This is a genomic window from Candidatus Cardinium hertigii, assembly GCF_003788695.1.
In genome coordinates this window covers 172888-189686 of sequence record NZ_RARA01000027.1, presented here as the reverse complement: position 1 = coordinate 189686, position 16799 = coordinate 172888, and the positions used below count along the sequence as shown (strand labels likewise).

The 16799-nt window shown below is 34.4% G+C and carries 12 protein-coding genes and 5 pseudogenes; 5 read left to right on the top strand and 12 right to left on the bottom strand.

Annotated elements, in window-relative coordinates; translation table 11 throughout:
• Positions 1 to 118: 118 nt before the first annotated feature.
• On the top strand, positions 119 to 1966 hold the full coding sequence (locus EDM02_RS05345) for a DUF1609 domain-containing protein (RefSeq protein ID WP_123663687.1): 1848 nt from the start codon (positions 119 to 121) through the stop codon (positions 1964 to 1966).
• Positions 1967 to 2192: 226 nt separating this feature from the next.
• Here the strand turns inward: EDM02_RS05345 and EDM02_RS05340 are convergent, their stop codons facing one another.
• The 7 genes and pseudogenes from EDM02_RS05340 to EDM02_RS05310 form a co-directional block, all read right to left on the bottom strand.
• The gene (locus tag EDM02_RS05340; RefSeq protein WP_123663685.1) at positions 2193 to 2513 is read right to left on the bottom strand and encodes a MerR family transcriptional regulator; all 321 of its coding nucleotides are present in this window, start codon (positions 2511 to 2513) and stop codon (positions 2193 to 2195) included.
• Between the two features lie 713 nt (positions 2514 to 3226).
• Positions 3227 to 3991 carry an ABC transporter permease gene (locus EDM02_RS05335; protein ID WP_184891164.1) on the bottom strand — a complete coding sequence of 255 codons (765 nt, stop codon included), beginning with the start codon at positions 3989 to 3991 and terminating at the stop codon, positions 3227 to 3229.
• A 47-nt stretch (positions 3992 to 4038) separates the two neighbouring features.
• Positions 4039 to 4839 carry an ABC transporter permease gene (locus tag EDM02_RS05330; protein ID WP_123663682.1) on the bottom strand — a complete coding sequence of 267 codons (801 nt, stop codon included), beginning with the start codon at positions 4837 to 4839 and terminating at the stop codon, positions 4039 to 4041.
• Positions 4840 to 5730 (bottom strand): ABC transporter ATP-binding protein, encoded by an 891-nt coding sequence (locus tag EDM02_RS05325; protein ID WP_184891163.1) that lies wholly within the window; start codon positions 5728 to 5730, stop codon positions 4840 to 4842. It lies immediately after the preceding gene.
• Between the two features lie 196 nt (positions 5731 to 5926).
• Positions 5927 to 6060, bottom strand: a pseudogene (locus tag EDM02_RS05320) (IS5-like element ISCca3 family transposase); the annotation flags it as partial.
• A gap of 382 nt (positions 6061 to 6442) precedes the next feature.
• Complete coding sequence (locus EDM02_RS05315; RefSeq protein ID WP_123663677.1) at positions 6443 to 7429, bottom strand: Rpn family recombination-promoting nuclease/putative transposase; 987 nt, start codon at positions 7427 to 7429, stop codon at positions 6443 to 6445.
• A 276-nt stretch (positions 7430 to 7705) separates the two neighbouring features.
• Positions 7706 to 8215 carry a hypothetical protein gene (locus EDM02_RS05310; RefSeq protein ID WP_123663675.1) on the bottom strand — a complete coding sequence of 170 codons (510 nt, stop codon included), beginning with the start codon at positions 8213 to 8215 and terminating at the stop codon, positions 7706 to 7708.
• A 500-nt stretch (positions 8216 to 8715) separates the two neighbouring features.
• Here EDM02_RS05310 and EDM02_RS05305 point away from each other — a divergent pair, with 500 nt between their 5' ends.
• Positions 8716 to 10095, top strand: coding sequence for an ankyrin repeat domain-containing protein (locus tag EDM02_RS05305; RefSeq protein WP_184891097.1), 1380 nt, complete (start codon positions 8716 to 8718; stop codon positions 10093 to 10095).
• A gap of 65 nt (positions 10096 to 10160) precedes the next feature.
• Here the strand turns inward: EDM02_RS05305 and EDM02_RS06060 are convergent.
• Together EDM02_RS06060 and EDM02_RS05295 are read right to left on the bottom strand one after the other, a co-directional pair.
• A pseudogene (locus tag EDM02_RS06060) lies at positions 10161 to 10517 on the bottom strand (IS4-like element ISWosp8 family transposase); the annotation flags it as partial.
• Between the two features lie 789 nt (positions 10518 to 11306).
• Positions 11307 to 12677: a leucine-rich repeat domain-containing protein gene (locus EDM02_RS05295; RefSeq protein ID WP_123663672.1), complete on the bottom strand. Its 1371-nt coding sequence runs from the start codon at positions 12675 to 12677 to the stop codon at positions 11307 to 11309.
• 885 nt (positions 12678 to 13562) lie between these two features.
• Here EDM02_RS05295 and EDM02_RS06185 point away from each other — a divergent pair.
• Positions 13563 to 13846: pseudogene (locus EDM02_RS06185) on the top strand (IS4-like element ISWosp8 family transposase); the annotation flags it as partial.
• An 83-nt stretch (positions 13847 to 13929) separates the two neighbouring features.
• Positions 13930 to 14217 (top strand): annotated as a pseudogene (locus EDM02_RS06180) (IS4-like element ISWosp8 family transposase); the annotation flags it as partial.
• Here EDM02_RS06180 and EDM02_RS05285 read toward each other — a convergent pair.
• The 3 genes and pseudogenes from EDM02_RS05285 to EDM02_RS06175 all read right to left on the bottom strand — a co-directional run bounded on the left by EDM02_RS05285 (position 14204) and on the right by EDM02_RS06175 (position 15892).
• Positions 14204 to 14338 (bottom strand): DUF4277 domain-containing protein, encoded by a 135-nt coding sequence (locus EDM02_RS05285; protein ID WP_123663668.1) that lies wholly within the window; start codon positions 14336 to 14338, stop codon positions 14204 to 14206. The pseudogene EDM02_RS06180 and the gene EDM02_RS05285 overlap by 14 nt on opposite strands.
• Before the next feature lie 162 nt (positions 14339 to 14500).
• Positions 14501 to 15235, bottom strand: a pseudogene (locus tag EDM02_RS05280) (IS5 family transposase); the annotation flags it as partial.
• A 126-nt stretch (positions 15236 to 15361) separates the two neighbouring features.
• Complete coding sequence (locus EDM02_RS06175) at positions 15362 to 15892, bottom strand: transposase (RefSeq protein WP_420886344.1); 531 nt, start codon at positions 15890 to 15892, stop codon at positions 15362 to 15364.
• A 91-nt stretch (positions 15893 to 15983) separates the two neighbouring features.
• On the opposite strand from EDM02_RS06175, the gene EDM02_RS05270 reads away from it, so the two are divergent.
• On the top strand, positions 15984 to 16643 hold the full coding sequence (locus EDM02_RS05270) for an HD domain-containing protein (RefSeq protein ID WP_123662178.1): 660 nt from the start codon (positions 15984 to 15986) through the stop codon (positions 16641 to 16643).
• Positions 16644 to 16799 lie beyond the last annotated feature (156 nt).

Below are 16799 nucleotides of genomic sequence, written 5' to 3'. Positions count from 1 at the left end.
TTGTTTACAATCATATCCTTGCCATTGTGTGAACGGACACATAAAGGGTTTTTATCAAATGGTTGATGTCTATTGTAGCGGCTTCACTTAAGGTAAAAAATTTAAATAGCATAAAACCATGATCAATAATTTAAAAAGTACATCAATGAATTTTTTGCGTCTCTTGCCTAGATGGACGTTAACTATAGGTGGCATCCTTCCTATGGTCATGCATGGTTTATCTATTTTCCATCAATGGATTATTGTTTTCTGGATAGGCTTCTTAGTAAGTGGGTGTCAGTCCAATAGATTAAGTGTGAAATGCATGAAGGGATACGAAGATGAGAAATATAAATACCGTCATTATTCTGGAGTCTTACCGTTTCGTTATATGGCGAAACCAAAAGAAGATGATTGGCGGACTGGCGTATTCATCCAGTTATACTATATGGATGATTTTATAGTTATTCCAACGACTATACTTTCGCAGGTTCCAAAAGAAATTCAGAATGACCTTAAAACTTATTTAATAGAAAATATGAAGCGATACTATGATGAGATGATGCACAACATCCCTACTACGGATGATGAGTTGCGTAAATTAATAGACCTTAAAATCCAAGAAATAATACACACATTCGTGGATGAAGCAATGCAAAACCCTGATATGACTTATGAAACACTTAATATCAAATTTATAAAATATATAGCAGATAAAGTAAATACCTATTGTAAGAAATTTCTACAAAAATATTGTCAGCAAGAAAAGAGAACCAAACTGCAAATAAAAAACGCACAAAATCTGTTCGACAGCACGCAAGATATGTTTAAGTATAAAATATATTTTGAGCAAATGGTATCGTCCATGTTTAGCAATAAAGAAACTACAAAGGATCTATTAATGGACGCATTTGCCAAATCAACTGTGCATTGTGATAGACCTGAGTGTACTGAAGCTAGAAGATGCTGTTTGTCTCTAACAAGGGCCGAAGTAGAATTCTTAGACAAGCTATATCATAGTGATCATGTCGATGCTGCTACTGCAGCAAAAATATATCTTGATTATTTGGGAAAAAGTTCCTACACAACTGTAGAGACATTTTTAAAAGAATATGAACGAGCAAAGAAACAAACAGTGCCAGCACAAGAAGATGACCTATCTGATATCCTACAAAATCTAGCATCTATAGGTCCGTTAACTAGTTGCCCCGATACTTCAAAAGTAACCAAGTCTCGAAACAAGCAGAAAAGAGGTAAACAAACGCAAGCTATCCCAGCTAATAAAGAAAGTAAAAACATTGAAAATGCAATATCAAAACAAAAGATTCAACCATTGGGTTTACAACTTATATCGTCTCAGAGCGTTTACGAAAAACATCCTAGAGTGAAAAAGTGGGAAAGGAATATCCAAGATCTTTTAGCATATTTTCAAAATGTCCCTGATAGTTCATCAGATGCAAAATATAAACATGTCAATATCAATGAAGAGGTTATAAAAACAGAAAAAAGACGTCATGACTTATCTTGTGTGGAAAATATACTAGAAGAATCTGATTCTGATAATTATTTTGTTTTTCAAGAGTCAAAAACAGATCCTTATGCTCGTCGAAAACGACGTTCCTATTGCGCTAAGGCTAGACTGGAGTGTCAAGAAGAGACGCATGCAATTAGGCAAGAAGAAGGAATGGTAGATATAGGCATATCACAAGATACGAAGCAGATATTTCATTTAATGTTCCGTAAAGAAAATCAAGTAGAAAAAATTCTAAATTTTTCTAAGACCAATGCAGCAGCAGATGATGCAGCAGCAGATGATGCAGCAGATCATAATCATGGCTTTCAACTTGTAGTAAAAAATAATCACCGTAGATTCCTATATAAGGATAGGGATACGAACAATTATGTTACTTACATTTATGATAATGAACATGCTTCAGAGCCATACAAAAAATTATATATTATACCTTATAAAAATGCGAAAGGTTAGCCTCTCCCTTTAAAGATTAAGCATAACGACCAGCTACTTTTTTTTAAAAACCTGGTAAATGGCCATGCCTATGCCACCTCCAAGTATAGCACCACCAAACACATCTAGGGGGTAAAGTAATAAAAACCATTATTTATTTTATTCAGTAGTAGTAATTTTCCACAATTAAGTAATATAATTACTTAATTGTGGCTGTTGCAATAGACATATAATAACACACTTGAAGCTAACCAATGGACTCCTTTAAGGTAACCAAGAAAGCTCGTAATGCATATAATCGTTCAAATACCTCTGCTGGCGTTATGGAAGTACCAGTCCGTTTCTGTATCATCTTACGGGCGCCTGCTAAACTATATCCATTTTCTTTAACTAAAGTATAGATGTAACGCAACTGAGTGATATCTTCTTCTTTGTACCTTCTAGCGCCTGTACTATTCTTAGTGGGCTGTAAAATACCACTAAATTCTTTTTCCCAAAAACGTATTAGGGAAGGCGCTACAGCAAAGCGTCGCGCTACCTCTCGAATGGTAAAATACTTTTTTTCCATTTTTGTTTATGCTATATTTTAGTATCTGCTCACTTGCGTGGCAGCTATATTTTAATATCCGTTCACTGGCGTAGCAGCCATGTTTTTTAGATTAAAGCTAATTTTTAGTATCCGTTCAGTGGTGTGGCCTATGCGTATTTGTTCACGTTTGTATTTAGAAATAGTGCAATAATGTAAGTTTATAGAAAACGCGCCTTGAACAAAGCTGTGACTAGAAAATTTTCAGACTGAAAGGTAGTAGAAAATCAACTTGTTTGAGCCTACTCTTCGTCTTTGAAAAGCTGGCTGCGTTCCGCTTCGGGATTCAGCGTACTCGCATAGTTTCTACTATGCTGCGTGCGCTTCACCCTCGCGCGCCTTACGAGCTTTCCAAATCCATTGAGTAAGCTTACTCTTCGTCTTTGAAAAGCTGGCTGCGTTCCGCTTCGGGATTCAGCGTACTCGCATAGTTTCTACTATGCTGCGTGCGCTTCACCCTCGCGCGCCTTGCCAGCTTCCCAAATCCATTGAGTAACCGTAGAGGGCGAGTTTTGATTTTCAGCTTTCAGACTGAAATTTTCAACGGCTTTGTTCACCAGCGCTTGATTTTTTTTGGCTACTTTTTTTGATCAAGCAAAAAAAGTAGCTTTAAAATAAGTAGTTTTAAAAAAATGAATAAAATCATCAATAATCTATAAAATATGGCTACCATGTAAGTGAACGGATACAAATCATCAGCCTCCTGAGCTTTCATATGCCTTAAGTCCTTTATACCACATAATTCTAATTATTAATAGTAGAGAAAATCCTACTGCTAGGAGCAGTGATACTATCCAAATAGATAGTAAAAGTTTAGTTTTTTTTAAGAGGACTAAGGATGGATAGTAATTGATAAGCGCATAAGGTAATATTACAGTGAGTATAACCCTAATGGGTTGAGGATATATACTGATTGGATATTGAATTACTTGTTTAAAAGACCACCTGAAAATACTAGTCAACTTTTCTGTATTTCCCCACCAAAAGGCTAGTAGAGCTGGTATGGTAGTAAAACCGATATAGATGAAAGTAGAATTAAGCAATAATACTATATACAGAATCCACTCAAAGGAACCCCATGTAATAGCTAGATTTTTTAAGGACAAATATAACAGCGTTATTGATACGGCAAATTGGCCTAAGTAACCTATTTCATAGTATTTAGCTGAAATTAATACAAATGGATTTACAGGTTTAGTTAAGAACCCATCTAACGTACCACGTACAATTAAGTTATAGGTGTCACTTACAAACCAAACAACACTATTGGTTAAAGAATAAGCAAGTAGCTCTATACTAAATAAGAACATTACCTCTGAAAAGTTAAAACCTCCTAGGGATTTAAATAAACCCATTGACATCCAAATTACGAATATATCAGCGCCATAGCTTAAAAACATACCCAATGTATGAAAAAATTCTTTTTTTCCATGGTACTTTAATCTTGATTTATAATTCATATATATTACCTTACCGTAAAGCATTATATACCAAGAAATTAACCCAATCAACCGCCTAATATGGTTAGATTTCTGATACCCCGTCTCCATAGCATCTCATGAAAAGTTAAAAGTAAAGCAATCCAACCCAACTGGATTAGTAGCGCATATGCTGATTCAATAATTGAAAATTTTCCCATATATAGTTGGGCTGGGATAAAAAATACAGCTTGAAAAGGAAGCACCTTGGCAATTATAAGTAACCACTGAGGGAAAAACCATAAGGGTATTACCGAACCAGATAATAACACAAAGAAAATGGAGAAATACCATTCCATAAAGTCACCTGGCACTTTCCAAAATGCTAAAACGCCAGATAATAATTCTATCGATATACATATAGCCAATCCTAATAATAAAGATATTAGAAAAAATATAAGATAGATTCTTGACGCTGGAAGCTGTACATCAGATAAGAAAAAAACGAATACTAATATGGTTGGTATTCCAGCAGTAACTGCATTACAAAAAGTATTTCCAATACTATTAATAATAAATATTAAACGTGGTGAATATGGTCTAATAAGGCTTAATGCAATATCTCCAGATTGAATAGCATCAGCAAAATGTAAGGATAATTTTATGTTGGTAACCATTCCTGCTATACGAGAGACGATAGTATATGTAATCAAGTCAGATATATTATACCCAGTAACTGCTTTATTACCAACTGAATTAAACAAACTTACCCATACCAATAATTGTACTAATAAGCTAATTATTACTTCTATACCTTCTAAAAAGAAATTAAATTTATAGGCCCATTTTTTAAAAAAAATATTTTTAATTAATGCAATAAAATACATCATTTAGGTCCTTTTATATAATTCTTTTATGATATCTTCTATTGGTGATTCAGTTATTTGAAGATCAATTATATTACAATAACGATACAAATCTGATATAATCGACAATCCTTCCTTTTGTTTATTAATATTAAACGTTATGTGCCGTTGAGCTACTTCAGTATAGTTATTTAGACGATGCATCATACTATTTTCAATAGTACCTTCATATTTTAGGGTTACCAGTATATTCGGCATATATTCTTCACGTAATTTATTAATGGTACCGTCAAAAAGCAATTTCCCATCGTTGATTACCATAATGCGATTACAAATATTTTCTATTTCAACTAGGTCATGAGAGGTCAGTAAAATAGTAATGTTATCATGTTTGTTTATTTTTAGCAAATAATCTCTTATGCTTGATTTTACTATAACATCCATGCCAATGGTCGGCTCATCCAAGTATAAAATAGAAGGTTTATGCAATAATGTAACAGCAAGTTCACAACGCATTCTTTGACCAAAGGACAATTGTCGAATAGGAACTTTTATTATATTCTGAAGTTCAAGCACCTCAGAAAGCCATTCAACTTGATATAGGTAAGTTTCTTTTGATAAACGGTACATATGGCAATGTAGATTTAATGTATCAATCAATGGCAAATCCCACCACAATTGAGTCCTTTGGCCAAAAAGCACACCAATTTGCATAGCATTGTCCTGTCTATATACAAATGGATCTCTTCCTGCAACATACACGCTACCTAATGATGGTTTCAATACACCTATTAGCATCTTTATTGTGGTAGATTTACCAGCACCATTTGGGCCAATATATCCCACAATTTCACCACAATTAATTTTAAAGCTTACATTATCTACTGCTTTCTTTTCTGTAAAAGTATTACGCATGAAAAAATTCCATCCCTTATTGGTGGGGTATGTAAAAGATCTAGATACGTTTGTTACTTCAATAATACACATACAATTCCTGCTATGCTTTCATTTCAGATTTAGGTATAATATTATAAAATGAGACCTTTGCAACAGGTCGGACAGTATCATTTTTTCTATTTTCCCAGTGTTATTTTTTCCATTTTTGATATTATAGCGTTTCATTAGGTAAGCCGCTATAGCCCTTAGCTGCATATGCCCTGCTACCTAGTTTTAACTTTAACTTATCTAATAAGTCCTCTAAATGAATCTATAATGACTAGATACTTTTGTGGTACTGACGGCTAGACAGCTGGGTTTATGAGGGATTTAAGCTAACCTATGATCAATTGGGGATAACTTCGCCTTGCCAGCTTTCCAAATCCATACGGTAGAACGTTTTTTCCATTTAGCAACCGTTTTAGGGTTAATAGAGTACCTTTTTTTGCTACGGATACGTATAGGCCACACCGCTGAACGGATACGCTTGCTTTTCCTTTGCTATCCTATGAGCAGCATAGGGCGCTTCTTACAAGAATATTATTGTTAATGGTGTTTTGTAAAAGCTTTTTATGTATCCGCCTACATGCATGACATGCTAGGACTAAACAGAACAGATACATATAGGTCACATGACTGAACGGATACGTCCAATCGGCTGAACGGATGCCCACATGCTGGGACTAAAAAATTATAAACTTTCTAATTCCTTCTTAGATAAACCAGTAAATTCAACGATTTCATCTATGGGCTTATACTTTTTTAACATTTTTTTGGCTACTGTTCTTATAGCCTCAGCTTCTCCCCTAGCTCCTCCCCTAGCTTTAGCTTCTACTGCTCTAGTTTCAGCTTCTACCGCTCTAGCTTCAGCTTCTACCGCTCTAGCTTCAGCTTCTACCGCTCTAGCTTCAGCTTCCATCATTTCTTGTTTGAATTGTTTATTCTTATAATCTTCAACAGCCCTATTATCCATGATACGTTTTATCTCTTGATCATAGGTCAACAGTTCCAATTCTGTCCAGTTATACTGATTTAATTCCTCATAAGCGCGTTCTATTACTGCATCAGATCCTATAATTTTTTGTAAATCAGCCTCACTGGTTTCATCTGCATGCTTAAAGAAATAACACCATTTTTCAAGCAAATTGGTAAGTAAACTTATATCCGTAATTTTAAACTTAGGCAGTTCTATAAACGTAAAAGAAAAATCTTTTAAATCATGGGCATAGCTATCTCTATCTAAAATAATATGATCTGACTTGTAAAAAATCTTATCTTTAAATATAATATTATCGATAATAGCTATAAATATTACTGCTTTTAGATCAACATATCTTGCGCCTTCTTTTTTGCCTCTATTTAGCTGACGGGAGTAAGCTTTAGCTGCATAATACTGAGCACGCTTCTCAAAGCCCTCTTGCGGGGATACCTGCATCTCTACTATAATCTGTGTGCCATCTTCGTTTTTACACAAAACATCTACTATACTTTGTTTTTTAGAGGCAATCTCTGGGTCTTGAATCGGAGATAGAAAAGTTACTTCTTTGATGATATCTGTTCCTTTTAACTCCAATATGTCATTAATAAAATGAATAAGAATATCCTTATTCTTTTCACTACCAAATATTCTGCGAAATGCAATATCATTTTTAGGATCTAAAAATTTTGAAATAGCCATAATAGTTACATTAACAATTTGATTTACATAAATACTTATACTTATATAAATCTAAATGAATTTAATATTTCTGAATGAGTTAACCAAGTGAAGCTGTCGATCTGTTACAACGGCCTCCACTTGATTGAATTGCCATAACTATACACCTAAATAAATAATTCTAAAAAAATAAACACTAAAAACGCAATTTAAATTAACGATTTTCTCAATAATGGGAAAGTGGATTATTTATGACAAAGCTTAATTGTCTATTGCAACGGCCTCATATATATTCATCTATTCATCTATCACATATATATGTAGACCAGGCATATCAGCTGCATATGTTCTGATAGCCTCTTTTAGTTTGTTAGAAACAGGCAATTTTTGTATATGCTTTGGGTCTGGCATGGATTGTATAATAGTACGCATGCATACGCGCTGCAATCCATTTTCATAACATATGGTATCATTTGGATAGGCAACTTTTGTATTAAACGCATCCACTAGTCCTGGATAGTACTCCTTATCGAATTTAACTTTGCGTACCTTTGTTCCATTTAATTTAAAAAATACACGACGGATAGAATCTGGGTTCCAATCATTTAAAGAAGCATCCTCCTCATCCATATATGGCGATGTAAAATCTAATTCTTCAATTGCTGTATGTTTCAGTAAAACGAAGGTTTTATATAATGAGTCTCCGATTTCATTGTTATTATATCCACTTAACTGTAACCTACGAACAGCCGTTCCCTCTAGAGCAGTGGATACCACCTCAAGCTTATGGCCTAATTCGGAACACATAAGGCCTAGCTCTTCAATTTAAGAACCTTTGAGCGAAGAAAATGCTTGCTCCAATATGTCTACTCCTACAATAACAAGCATACCACAAACACCATTATAGAAAAAGTCGCGTATTGCTTCTATGCATATTTTAAATTGTCTATTCTATAAAAGAAGGATCTTCATCCGAAGAAGAATGACCATGTATGTCAGCCGTTAAGGGGCTGATGCAATTGGTAGCACAAACTGTAATTAACTGAAACTTATCAAAAAGAGTTTAAAAATTACTATACAAGAGGGCTAATGGTAAGGGGAAAAGTTGTGCTCTATTTTTGAGGTATTTATTTGGATTTTATACATAAAATTGCTTAATTTTGGCAAGTACCTTAAGTAGACGTTCCATTACACGCCATACATAGCTAACTTAATACTTAATATAGTAAATAATGTCCACAACAACTACAAGATTTCCCAACAATAAATTATCATTTTTTGCTTTTTATAGTTTAGCTTTTATTTATATGTGCAGTTGTACGCAACAGCAGCAAAATATATTACCTAATAAGCAAGCATCTAGTCAGCAATTGTATCAGGTTACACAGCAATCTATGGTAGGAGCACCTTCTAGTAAGATACGAAAATGTTGTGCATCTTGCCCGAATGAAGGCTTAGAGCTATCTGATCGTGAAGTTATAAGTGTAAACGGTGATTATGGAATTCTTATATCTACGACTCGTTTGCATCGGGCCATTTATAAAGAACATATTCCTATGTCTATGACTCCTTTGCATTGGGCCATTTATCAAGGACATATACTTTGTGTCAAAGCATTATTAGAAAGGGAACCAGAAAGTGTAAACGCTAAAACAGAATTGGGTCGTTCTCCTTTATTTGATGCTATATTTTGGAATAGGTCGGAAATTGTTCAATTGTTATTGGAACAACCCAATATAGATCCAAATGCTGGTTATGATGATAGAATACCGCTGCTACTAGCCATAAGAAAAAGTGATTGGGGCGTTGTTCAACTGTTATTGGAGCATCCAAGTATAAATCCAAATATCCATGCAGGAGTGTGTAAAACTTTATGGAAAGCTGCAGCAGACGGTGATTTAGTCATAAAAAAAATGCATTTTTTAACCATTCAAACATTATTGGAAAATTCAGATATGGATCATGCTATTAGAAAGTATTATGGAGATAGTCAAGATGAGATGTGTATAAAATTATTACAGGACGCTGTAGAAGTTGATAATTGGGAGCTGATTCAAGTGTTGTTAAAGTATGATATAGAGGCCAATTTTGAAGAGTATTTTGAGAATGAACCCTTTAAGTTAATGACACCATTATGTTATGCCGTAAGGTGTGGCTATTGGAAATCGGTGCACGTACTCTTAAACCATGGCCATATGGACCTTGATGATGAAGTTAATGGTATTGAATATGAATATGAAGATAAAGATACAGACTATGTAGAATATAAATATAAAAGCAGATATGATAATTTTGAGGGCAGAATTGGAGTATTGCATATAGCTGCGATATATGGCCATGAGAAGGTGATGCAAGTGTTATTGGAAAATTCAGATATTAATCCTAACCAGACAATTGGATATTATGATTTTGACGATGATCTCCCTAATACTGATGATTTTTGGGTTGATACAGCTTTGCATTTTGCTGCATTATATGATCGTGTAGAAGTAGTTAAGGTATTATTGAATCATAAAGATATAGACATTGACATTAAAAATCAATCTGGACATACAGCACTAGATATAGCTTTAAAAAAAGGTAGTACGAGAGTGGCAGATGAACTCTTTTCCCATATACTTAAAAAGAAAAATATACCTCAATATATATTACAGAGAGAAATAGGGAATACATCGAAAAAAAAGTAAAAAAATATAGCATACAAAAATATGTACCCGTTCAGTCAATGGCGTCAACTTAAGTGAATTCATGATTAGCAGACCCTCCTAAAGACATGATGCCGTTTAGGTTTATTCACCTTGTCACGACTATATAATCGCCCGGGTCGGATTTTCACTTTAGCTCGTATGCACACTCTATCAAAGAGTTTCTGAAAGCTTTTAGTTGAGCACTTCCCAATCAGCACTTGATGCATTTTTTGACGCATCACACCAAACAAAACTGAAAAATTCAAACGATACTCATTTATTTGCTCTGGTTTCCAGGGACCTTTAGCATCATACATATGCAGTGCCAATAAATTACACATTACTAAATGAGCCCAAAATTCCTGTAATACAGCTTCTAAATATATACCAGAAAAATTCTCTAGTTCTGCACTTATCNNTATGCCTAAACTTCGCTTAACTAGCTTTAAAATAGTGGAAAATACTATTGGAAAAGTAAGTTTCCTTCTGCGTGTGAACATATGGCCGCCTTTGGAATGGATAGTCTGAAATATGGCTGAATACAATTTATCTTTAATTTCCGAAATAAAATTTTCCCCTAAAAACTCTTGCATAAAAAAATGTATCATACACTTTTTTATGAAATAATAAAAAAAGAATTTATTCGCTAAATAAGAAGCAATGTAGCAAATGTAAAAAAATATCCTATTCTACTTGGTTATCAATAATAGTTAAACCTTAAGTTGACGCCATTGTCCGTTCACTTGCGTGATAGCCATATTTTATAGATTATTGATAATTTTATCCATTTTTTTTAAAAACTACTTATTTTAAAGCTACTTTTTTTGCTTGATCAAAAAAGATACGAGTAGCCAAAAAAAATCAAGCGCTGGTGAACAAAGCTGTTGAAAAGTTCAGTCTGAAAGCTGAAAATCAGAACTCGCCCAGGCTTGCAGCCTTGGGCTTAAACAAGTTGATTTTCTACCAGCTTTCAGACTGAAATTTTCTAATCACAGCTTTGTTCAAGGCGCATTTTTTACGATCTAGTATTATTGCGTTATTTCTAATTGGTGTGAACACAGATACGTATAGGCCACATGAGTGAACGGATACCGCATAGGCCACACCACTAAACGGATACGTATTGTGCTATGGCTGATGGCCAAAGAGATATAACAAACCTCAGTATCATTTATTATAATTTGCAACCATCTGTTTAGCGCTACCATCCATCATGTCGGCTTAAAAAAATCGTACGCATCTTCATCGGAAAAATCATAATCATCTTCATTAAGATCTTCAAAATGGTCTACATTAATGACTTGTACATTTGGAAGTGCAGCTTGTAAAGCTTCCATTTTGTCTTCACGAATATCATAGCCAGAAGTATCTAACCACAAATATTTCAGATTGGTAAGTTTAGTTAATTGCATAATTAAAGTCCTATCGTGATTAGTATAATTATCAGGATAATCAATAATTGAATCAGCACATAGCCTAAGCTTCTTGAGATTGGTTAATTTAACTAAATCATCTAGATTAGAATCATCTATAACAGAATCAAAAGGACATGTTATATACAGCCACTGTAAATTAGGCAGCTGAGCTAATGTTTTTATACTAGAAGTTTCTACTTGATTAAAAACTGCGTTATGACTAATAATATCATGTTCATCAAGAAAAGGTTGGTCCTCTCCTTCAGAAGATAAGTTATACTCACTATAATCATATACGCCACTATTTATTTTAAGCTTTTTAAGCTTAGATAGCTGACCCAATGCTGCTTCTGCTTCGTCTGAGGCTGAAAAGCGAAATCCATTTTCAGCTAGATTCAGCCTCTCAAGGTTTGTATACTTTTTTAACAGATTCGCTATTACGTTCGCATCTCTAATGCGATTATTTTGGATATCAAGTTTACGTAAATCATTTAAGTTGCTTTTTATTAATTGATTTACACCATACCGTCCAATATGGCAATCAGTTAGATTTACTCCGTCTAAATGAGCAACTTTAGACAATAAGGAAATTTCAGCATAGCATCGATATTTATTAGATAAATCTACTTCCGTAATATAACTTCCATTTTCATTCTTTAATTCAATTTGTTCCAATGAAGGAAGCAGCGACTTAGCTAAGGCATTTAATAGGTTATATATCTTTTTTTTATTTTCATCTTTATTATCATTTTCAGGTAGTATATAACGAATATGCGTTATACCAACCTTTTTTATCAAATTCACATCTTCTTTTGAAATCGTATCCTGGATTAGATAAGGCTGTCCCTTGCAATAAGCTTTTTGAATAACAGCAGTAAATCTAGGTAGTAGTTTTTCTAATAAAACTTTTGCAGGCAGTTTTCTGATTATTTCTTTTTGTATAAGCTCTGGGAATGCTGCAAATTTATTTAAGTCAAAACCTTCCTCTTGTTCTTGCATTTTACTTGTTGATGCATCCGAATCCAAATTAAGCTTGGTTTTTTTAGGCAAGGGGGATTCACACCTACTTGTACTAGGCCCGACCTGCTGTTTGTTGGACTGACAAGAAGCCAGTAAAATGGCTACTACTAACCATTTAGTTAATTTGGTATATCTATAATTATTCATGATATCATCATATTAAAAAATGTTTTATAAAAAATTCTACGAGTGCCATTTGCTGTAACATTACCGCACCCCAATGATTCCAATTTATGGATCAAATGGATCAAAAAGAAATTTAATCACATCCATACCACCCCAAAACTTTACCCAACTAACTAACGCAAAACTTGGGATAGCATGTATGTGCTCCCTTTATGAAAGGAACAACAATGCAGCCGCAATATAAGTAAAAATAAACGTATCCGTTCAGGCGTATGGCCTAAGTGTATTCGTTCAACGTTCGTACCTAGCAATAGTACAATAATGCAAGATCATAAAAACGCGCCTTGAACAAAGCTATTGAAAATTTCAGGCTGCAAGCTGGTAGCAAATCAGCCTGTTTGAGCCTACTCTTCGTTTTTGAAAAGCTGGCTGCGCTTTACCCCACCAGATATATCATCTGGCGGGGCCCCTGTTCCGCTTCGAGATTCAGTGTACTTGGGGTCCCCATGATGTATGCATATACATCATGGGGCGAACTTGCATAGTGGGTACCATGCTGCGTGCACTTCAGCCTCGCGCGCCTTGCCAGCTTCCCAAATCCATTGAGTAACCGTAGAGGGCGAGTTCTGATTTTCAGCTTGTATCCTGAAATTTTCAACAGCTTTGTTCACCAGTGCTTGATTTTTATGGATAAAATCATTATTTATTAAATATTAACCATTTGCTATAATCTATAAAATATGGCTGTCACGCAGGTGAACGGACAATGGCGTCAACTTAAGGTTTAACTATTATTGATAACCAATTAGAATAGGATATTTTTTTTACATTTTCTACATTGCTTCTTATTTAGCGAATAAATTCTTTTTTTATTATTTCATAAAAAAGTGTATGATACATTTTTTTATGCAAGAGTTTTTAGGGGAAAATTTTATTTCGGAAATTAAAGATAAATTGTATTCAGCCATATTTCAGACTATCCATTCCAAAGGCCGCCATATGTTCACGCGCAGAAGGAAACTTACTTTTCCAATAGTATTTTCCACTATATTTAAAGCTAGTTAAACGAAGTTTAGGCATAGAGTGTGAACTTATGGAACCGTTAACGTACAAAATTCCTCCATCCAAGCAAGCTTTTTCCAAAGCAAGGTATAAACTTTCTCATACTGGATTTAAAGAATTATTGNNGAAAACTCATGTTAAATTAACCATTTTTTCAATGAGGGGAAAGTGGATTATTTATGATTAAATTTAATTGTCTATTGCAACGGCCTCCCTTCGTTTACCTGCTTCACCCGAAATCATATCGGAGTTTGGTCTTTTTAAACCAAATGGCACAAACGGAATTGTGCCCCCTTTAGCCAGGGTTTCACTATTTGTTGATTTATCTACATCTCTGATTTGTAATGCTCGGCTTGTACCTTGGAATATAGGAGAACGCACATTAGCAGAAGAACAACTCCCTGAAATGGTTCAGCAAATGCGTGCATTAAAACAAGATAAATTATTATGTATCTATGATCGTGGTTATACTTCAGTAAAGTTTATCAAACAACATTATNTGTAAGGGGAAGACGCTTATCTATGGCATGAGCTATACCTAGTTGATCTATCGTAGCTGCTACTAGACCTAGATGGTCTAATATTTTACTGCCTAATATATTCGATGGATGTATTTGCATATATATAACTACAGATGAACAGTTTAAACGCAATAGGTAATATAATTATTTTTTTTGTGGAAAAATACTACTACTGAACAAAATAAATAATGATTTTTATTGCGTTTTTGTGCGGAATGTCGGTTTTAGATGCTTTTAGTTCATTTTGGATAGACCATTCCCCTAGCAACCTCTTAAAATGATATTTGGGGACCTGTATAAGTTATAAGCTATTGCTTCCATAAGATGTTGTGTATGCATTTTATCAATACCTATATAGCGGGCTCCCGAACTGCGGAACCAACTTTTTATACTACCAAATACACGTTCTACCTTATAACGAGTCTTGGCTACTAATTTATTAAACCGCTTAGCGGTAGCTGATAAAGGATTATGCTTAGTAGCCTTCTTCTGAATAGCTGATTTTAACTTTTTTTTCTTTAATAACGTTTCATTAGGCGAACCGCTATAGCCCTTATCTGCATATACCCTGCTACCGGGCGGTAAGTTTACTTTATTTAATAAGTCTTCTAAATGACCGCTATCATGACTAGATGCTTTTGTGGTACTGACGGCTAGCACTAATCCTTCTTTACTTTCTACAAGTATATGCCGCTTATAGCCATAATATAGCTTAGGACCTTTTTTAGTCCAACTTGCTTCTGGATCTACTCCTTTTTGATAACTTTCAGATACGGTTATACTGCCATCTGCATGAAGATCATAACTTTTTTTCCATTTAGGACATCTGGGAGTAGGAGTTATTGAAGCATCAATAGCAGCTGAGCCATTTTTAACCAGTACCCCATGGGCAGATAGCTGATCATTAATTATATTTAATAACCTCTCTAGTGCCTTCTTCTTTGTAAGCATAGTCCTAAATCTGCTTAATACACTATGATCCGGAACCGAACTGTCCANCTATACATTAGTAATAATTCTAAAAAATTAAACACCGAAAACTCATGTTAAATTAACCATTTTTTCAATGAGGGGAAAGTGGATTATTTATGATTAAATTTAATTGTCTATTGCAACGGCCTCCTATCGTTTCTGGCATAGAGAGGTGTTGCATAAATGGACCCATACGTACTGCCAATATCCGACATTCCGCATAAAATTTTTAAAANCTATCAGCCAGAAAGTAAGAGTCGTAGCGTTTATGTTATCCAATGGCAAAAGAGAAGTTTTGGTTACTTCACTTTTTGACAGAGCACAATTTACCCTGGAAAGCATTAGTAAAGTNCTGCTTAATACACTATGATCCGGAACCGAACTGTCCATTGAAATACCACAAAATAGGCTAAAAGTTATACGGTCGTTTACTTCTTCTTCTACTTGATAGTCACTCAGTCCATACCATGTCTGAAGTAAAAGCATTTTAAATAAAAGTAGGGGACTATAGGCAGGTTTGCCAGATAAGCGTAGGCCTTTAGCATAATAAATGCGAAGTTCTTTTTCAATTGTTGACCAATCAATTATTTTAGTGATTTGATCAAAAAAGGTATGTTTACATTTACGTTTACTTGCTGAAATATCTGCTAAACTTAATTGACCACTTGTTTGGATTGCCATAACTATACATTAGTAATAATTCTAAAAAATTAAACACCGAAAACTCATGTTAACTTAACCATTTTTTCAATGAGGGGAAAGTGGATTATTTATGATTAAATTTAATTGTCTATTGCAACGGCCTCACTACCATTCTACCGATTTGGCTGCTAATAAGGTAAGCGAAACAACCGAAAGCTTAGCACAAGAAAGAACGTTAGTAGACTTGCTTACAGCAGAAACCAATTTGACGCAAGAAATAGTGGAAAAAACCATTGCTTTTATTAAAAATGCGCATGGTCTTATGATACGTAAATCGGGAGCGCCTTATTATACGCATCCTATGGCAGTAGCTAAGATACTGCTAGATGTTACCAAAGATCCATCTACCATTCTAGCTGGTTTGTTGCATGATATAGTAGAAGATACACCGGTAACCTTAACCCAAATAGATCTCATGTATGGCCCTGAAGTTGCCTATATTGTAGATAGGGTTACCCATTACCATACAAATGGTTATCCTTGGAAATTCAGTGATATGGAAAACAAAAATATGCTGAGCCAATGTGTTAACATCCGTGTTATACAGGTTAAATTAGCTGATAGGCTCCACAATACTCAAACTTTATATGCGCGTGAATGGGCAGATCAACAACGCATAGCCAAAGAAACGCTTTCGTTCTATATTCCATGGGGGAAAAAAAATAATATCTGCTCAAAGTGGTTAACAGAAATGCAGTATATTTGTGAAGAAATTTTGAATAGAAAATAGAAAGTATTCGTTAAAGCTACTTTTTTTGCTTGATCAAAAAAAGTAGCCAAAAAAAATCAAGCGCTGGTGAAAAAACTGCTGAAAAGAAAGGGAAAAAACCGAAAATCAAATCTCGCTCCTACGGTTACTCAATGGATTTGGAAAGCTGGCAAGGCG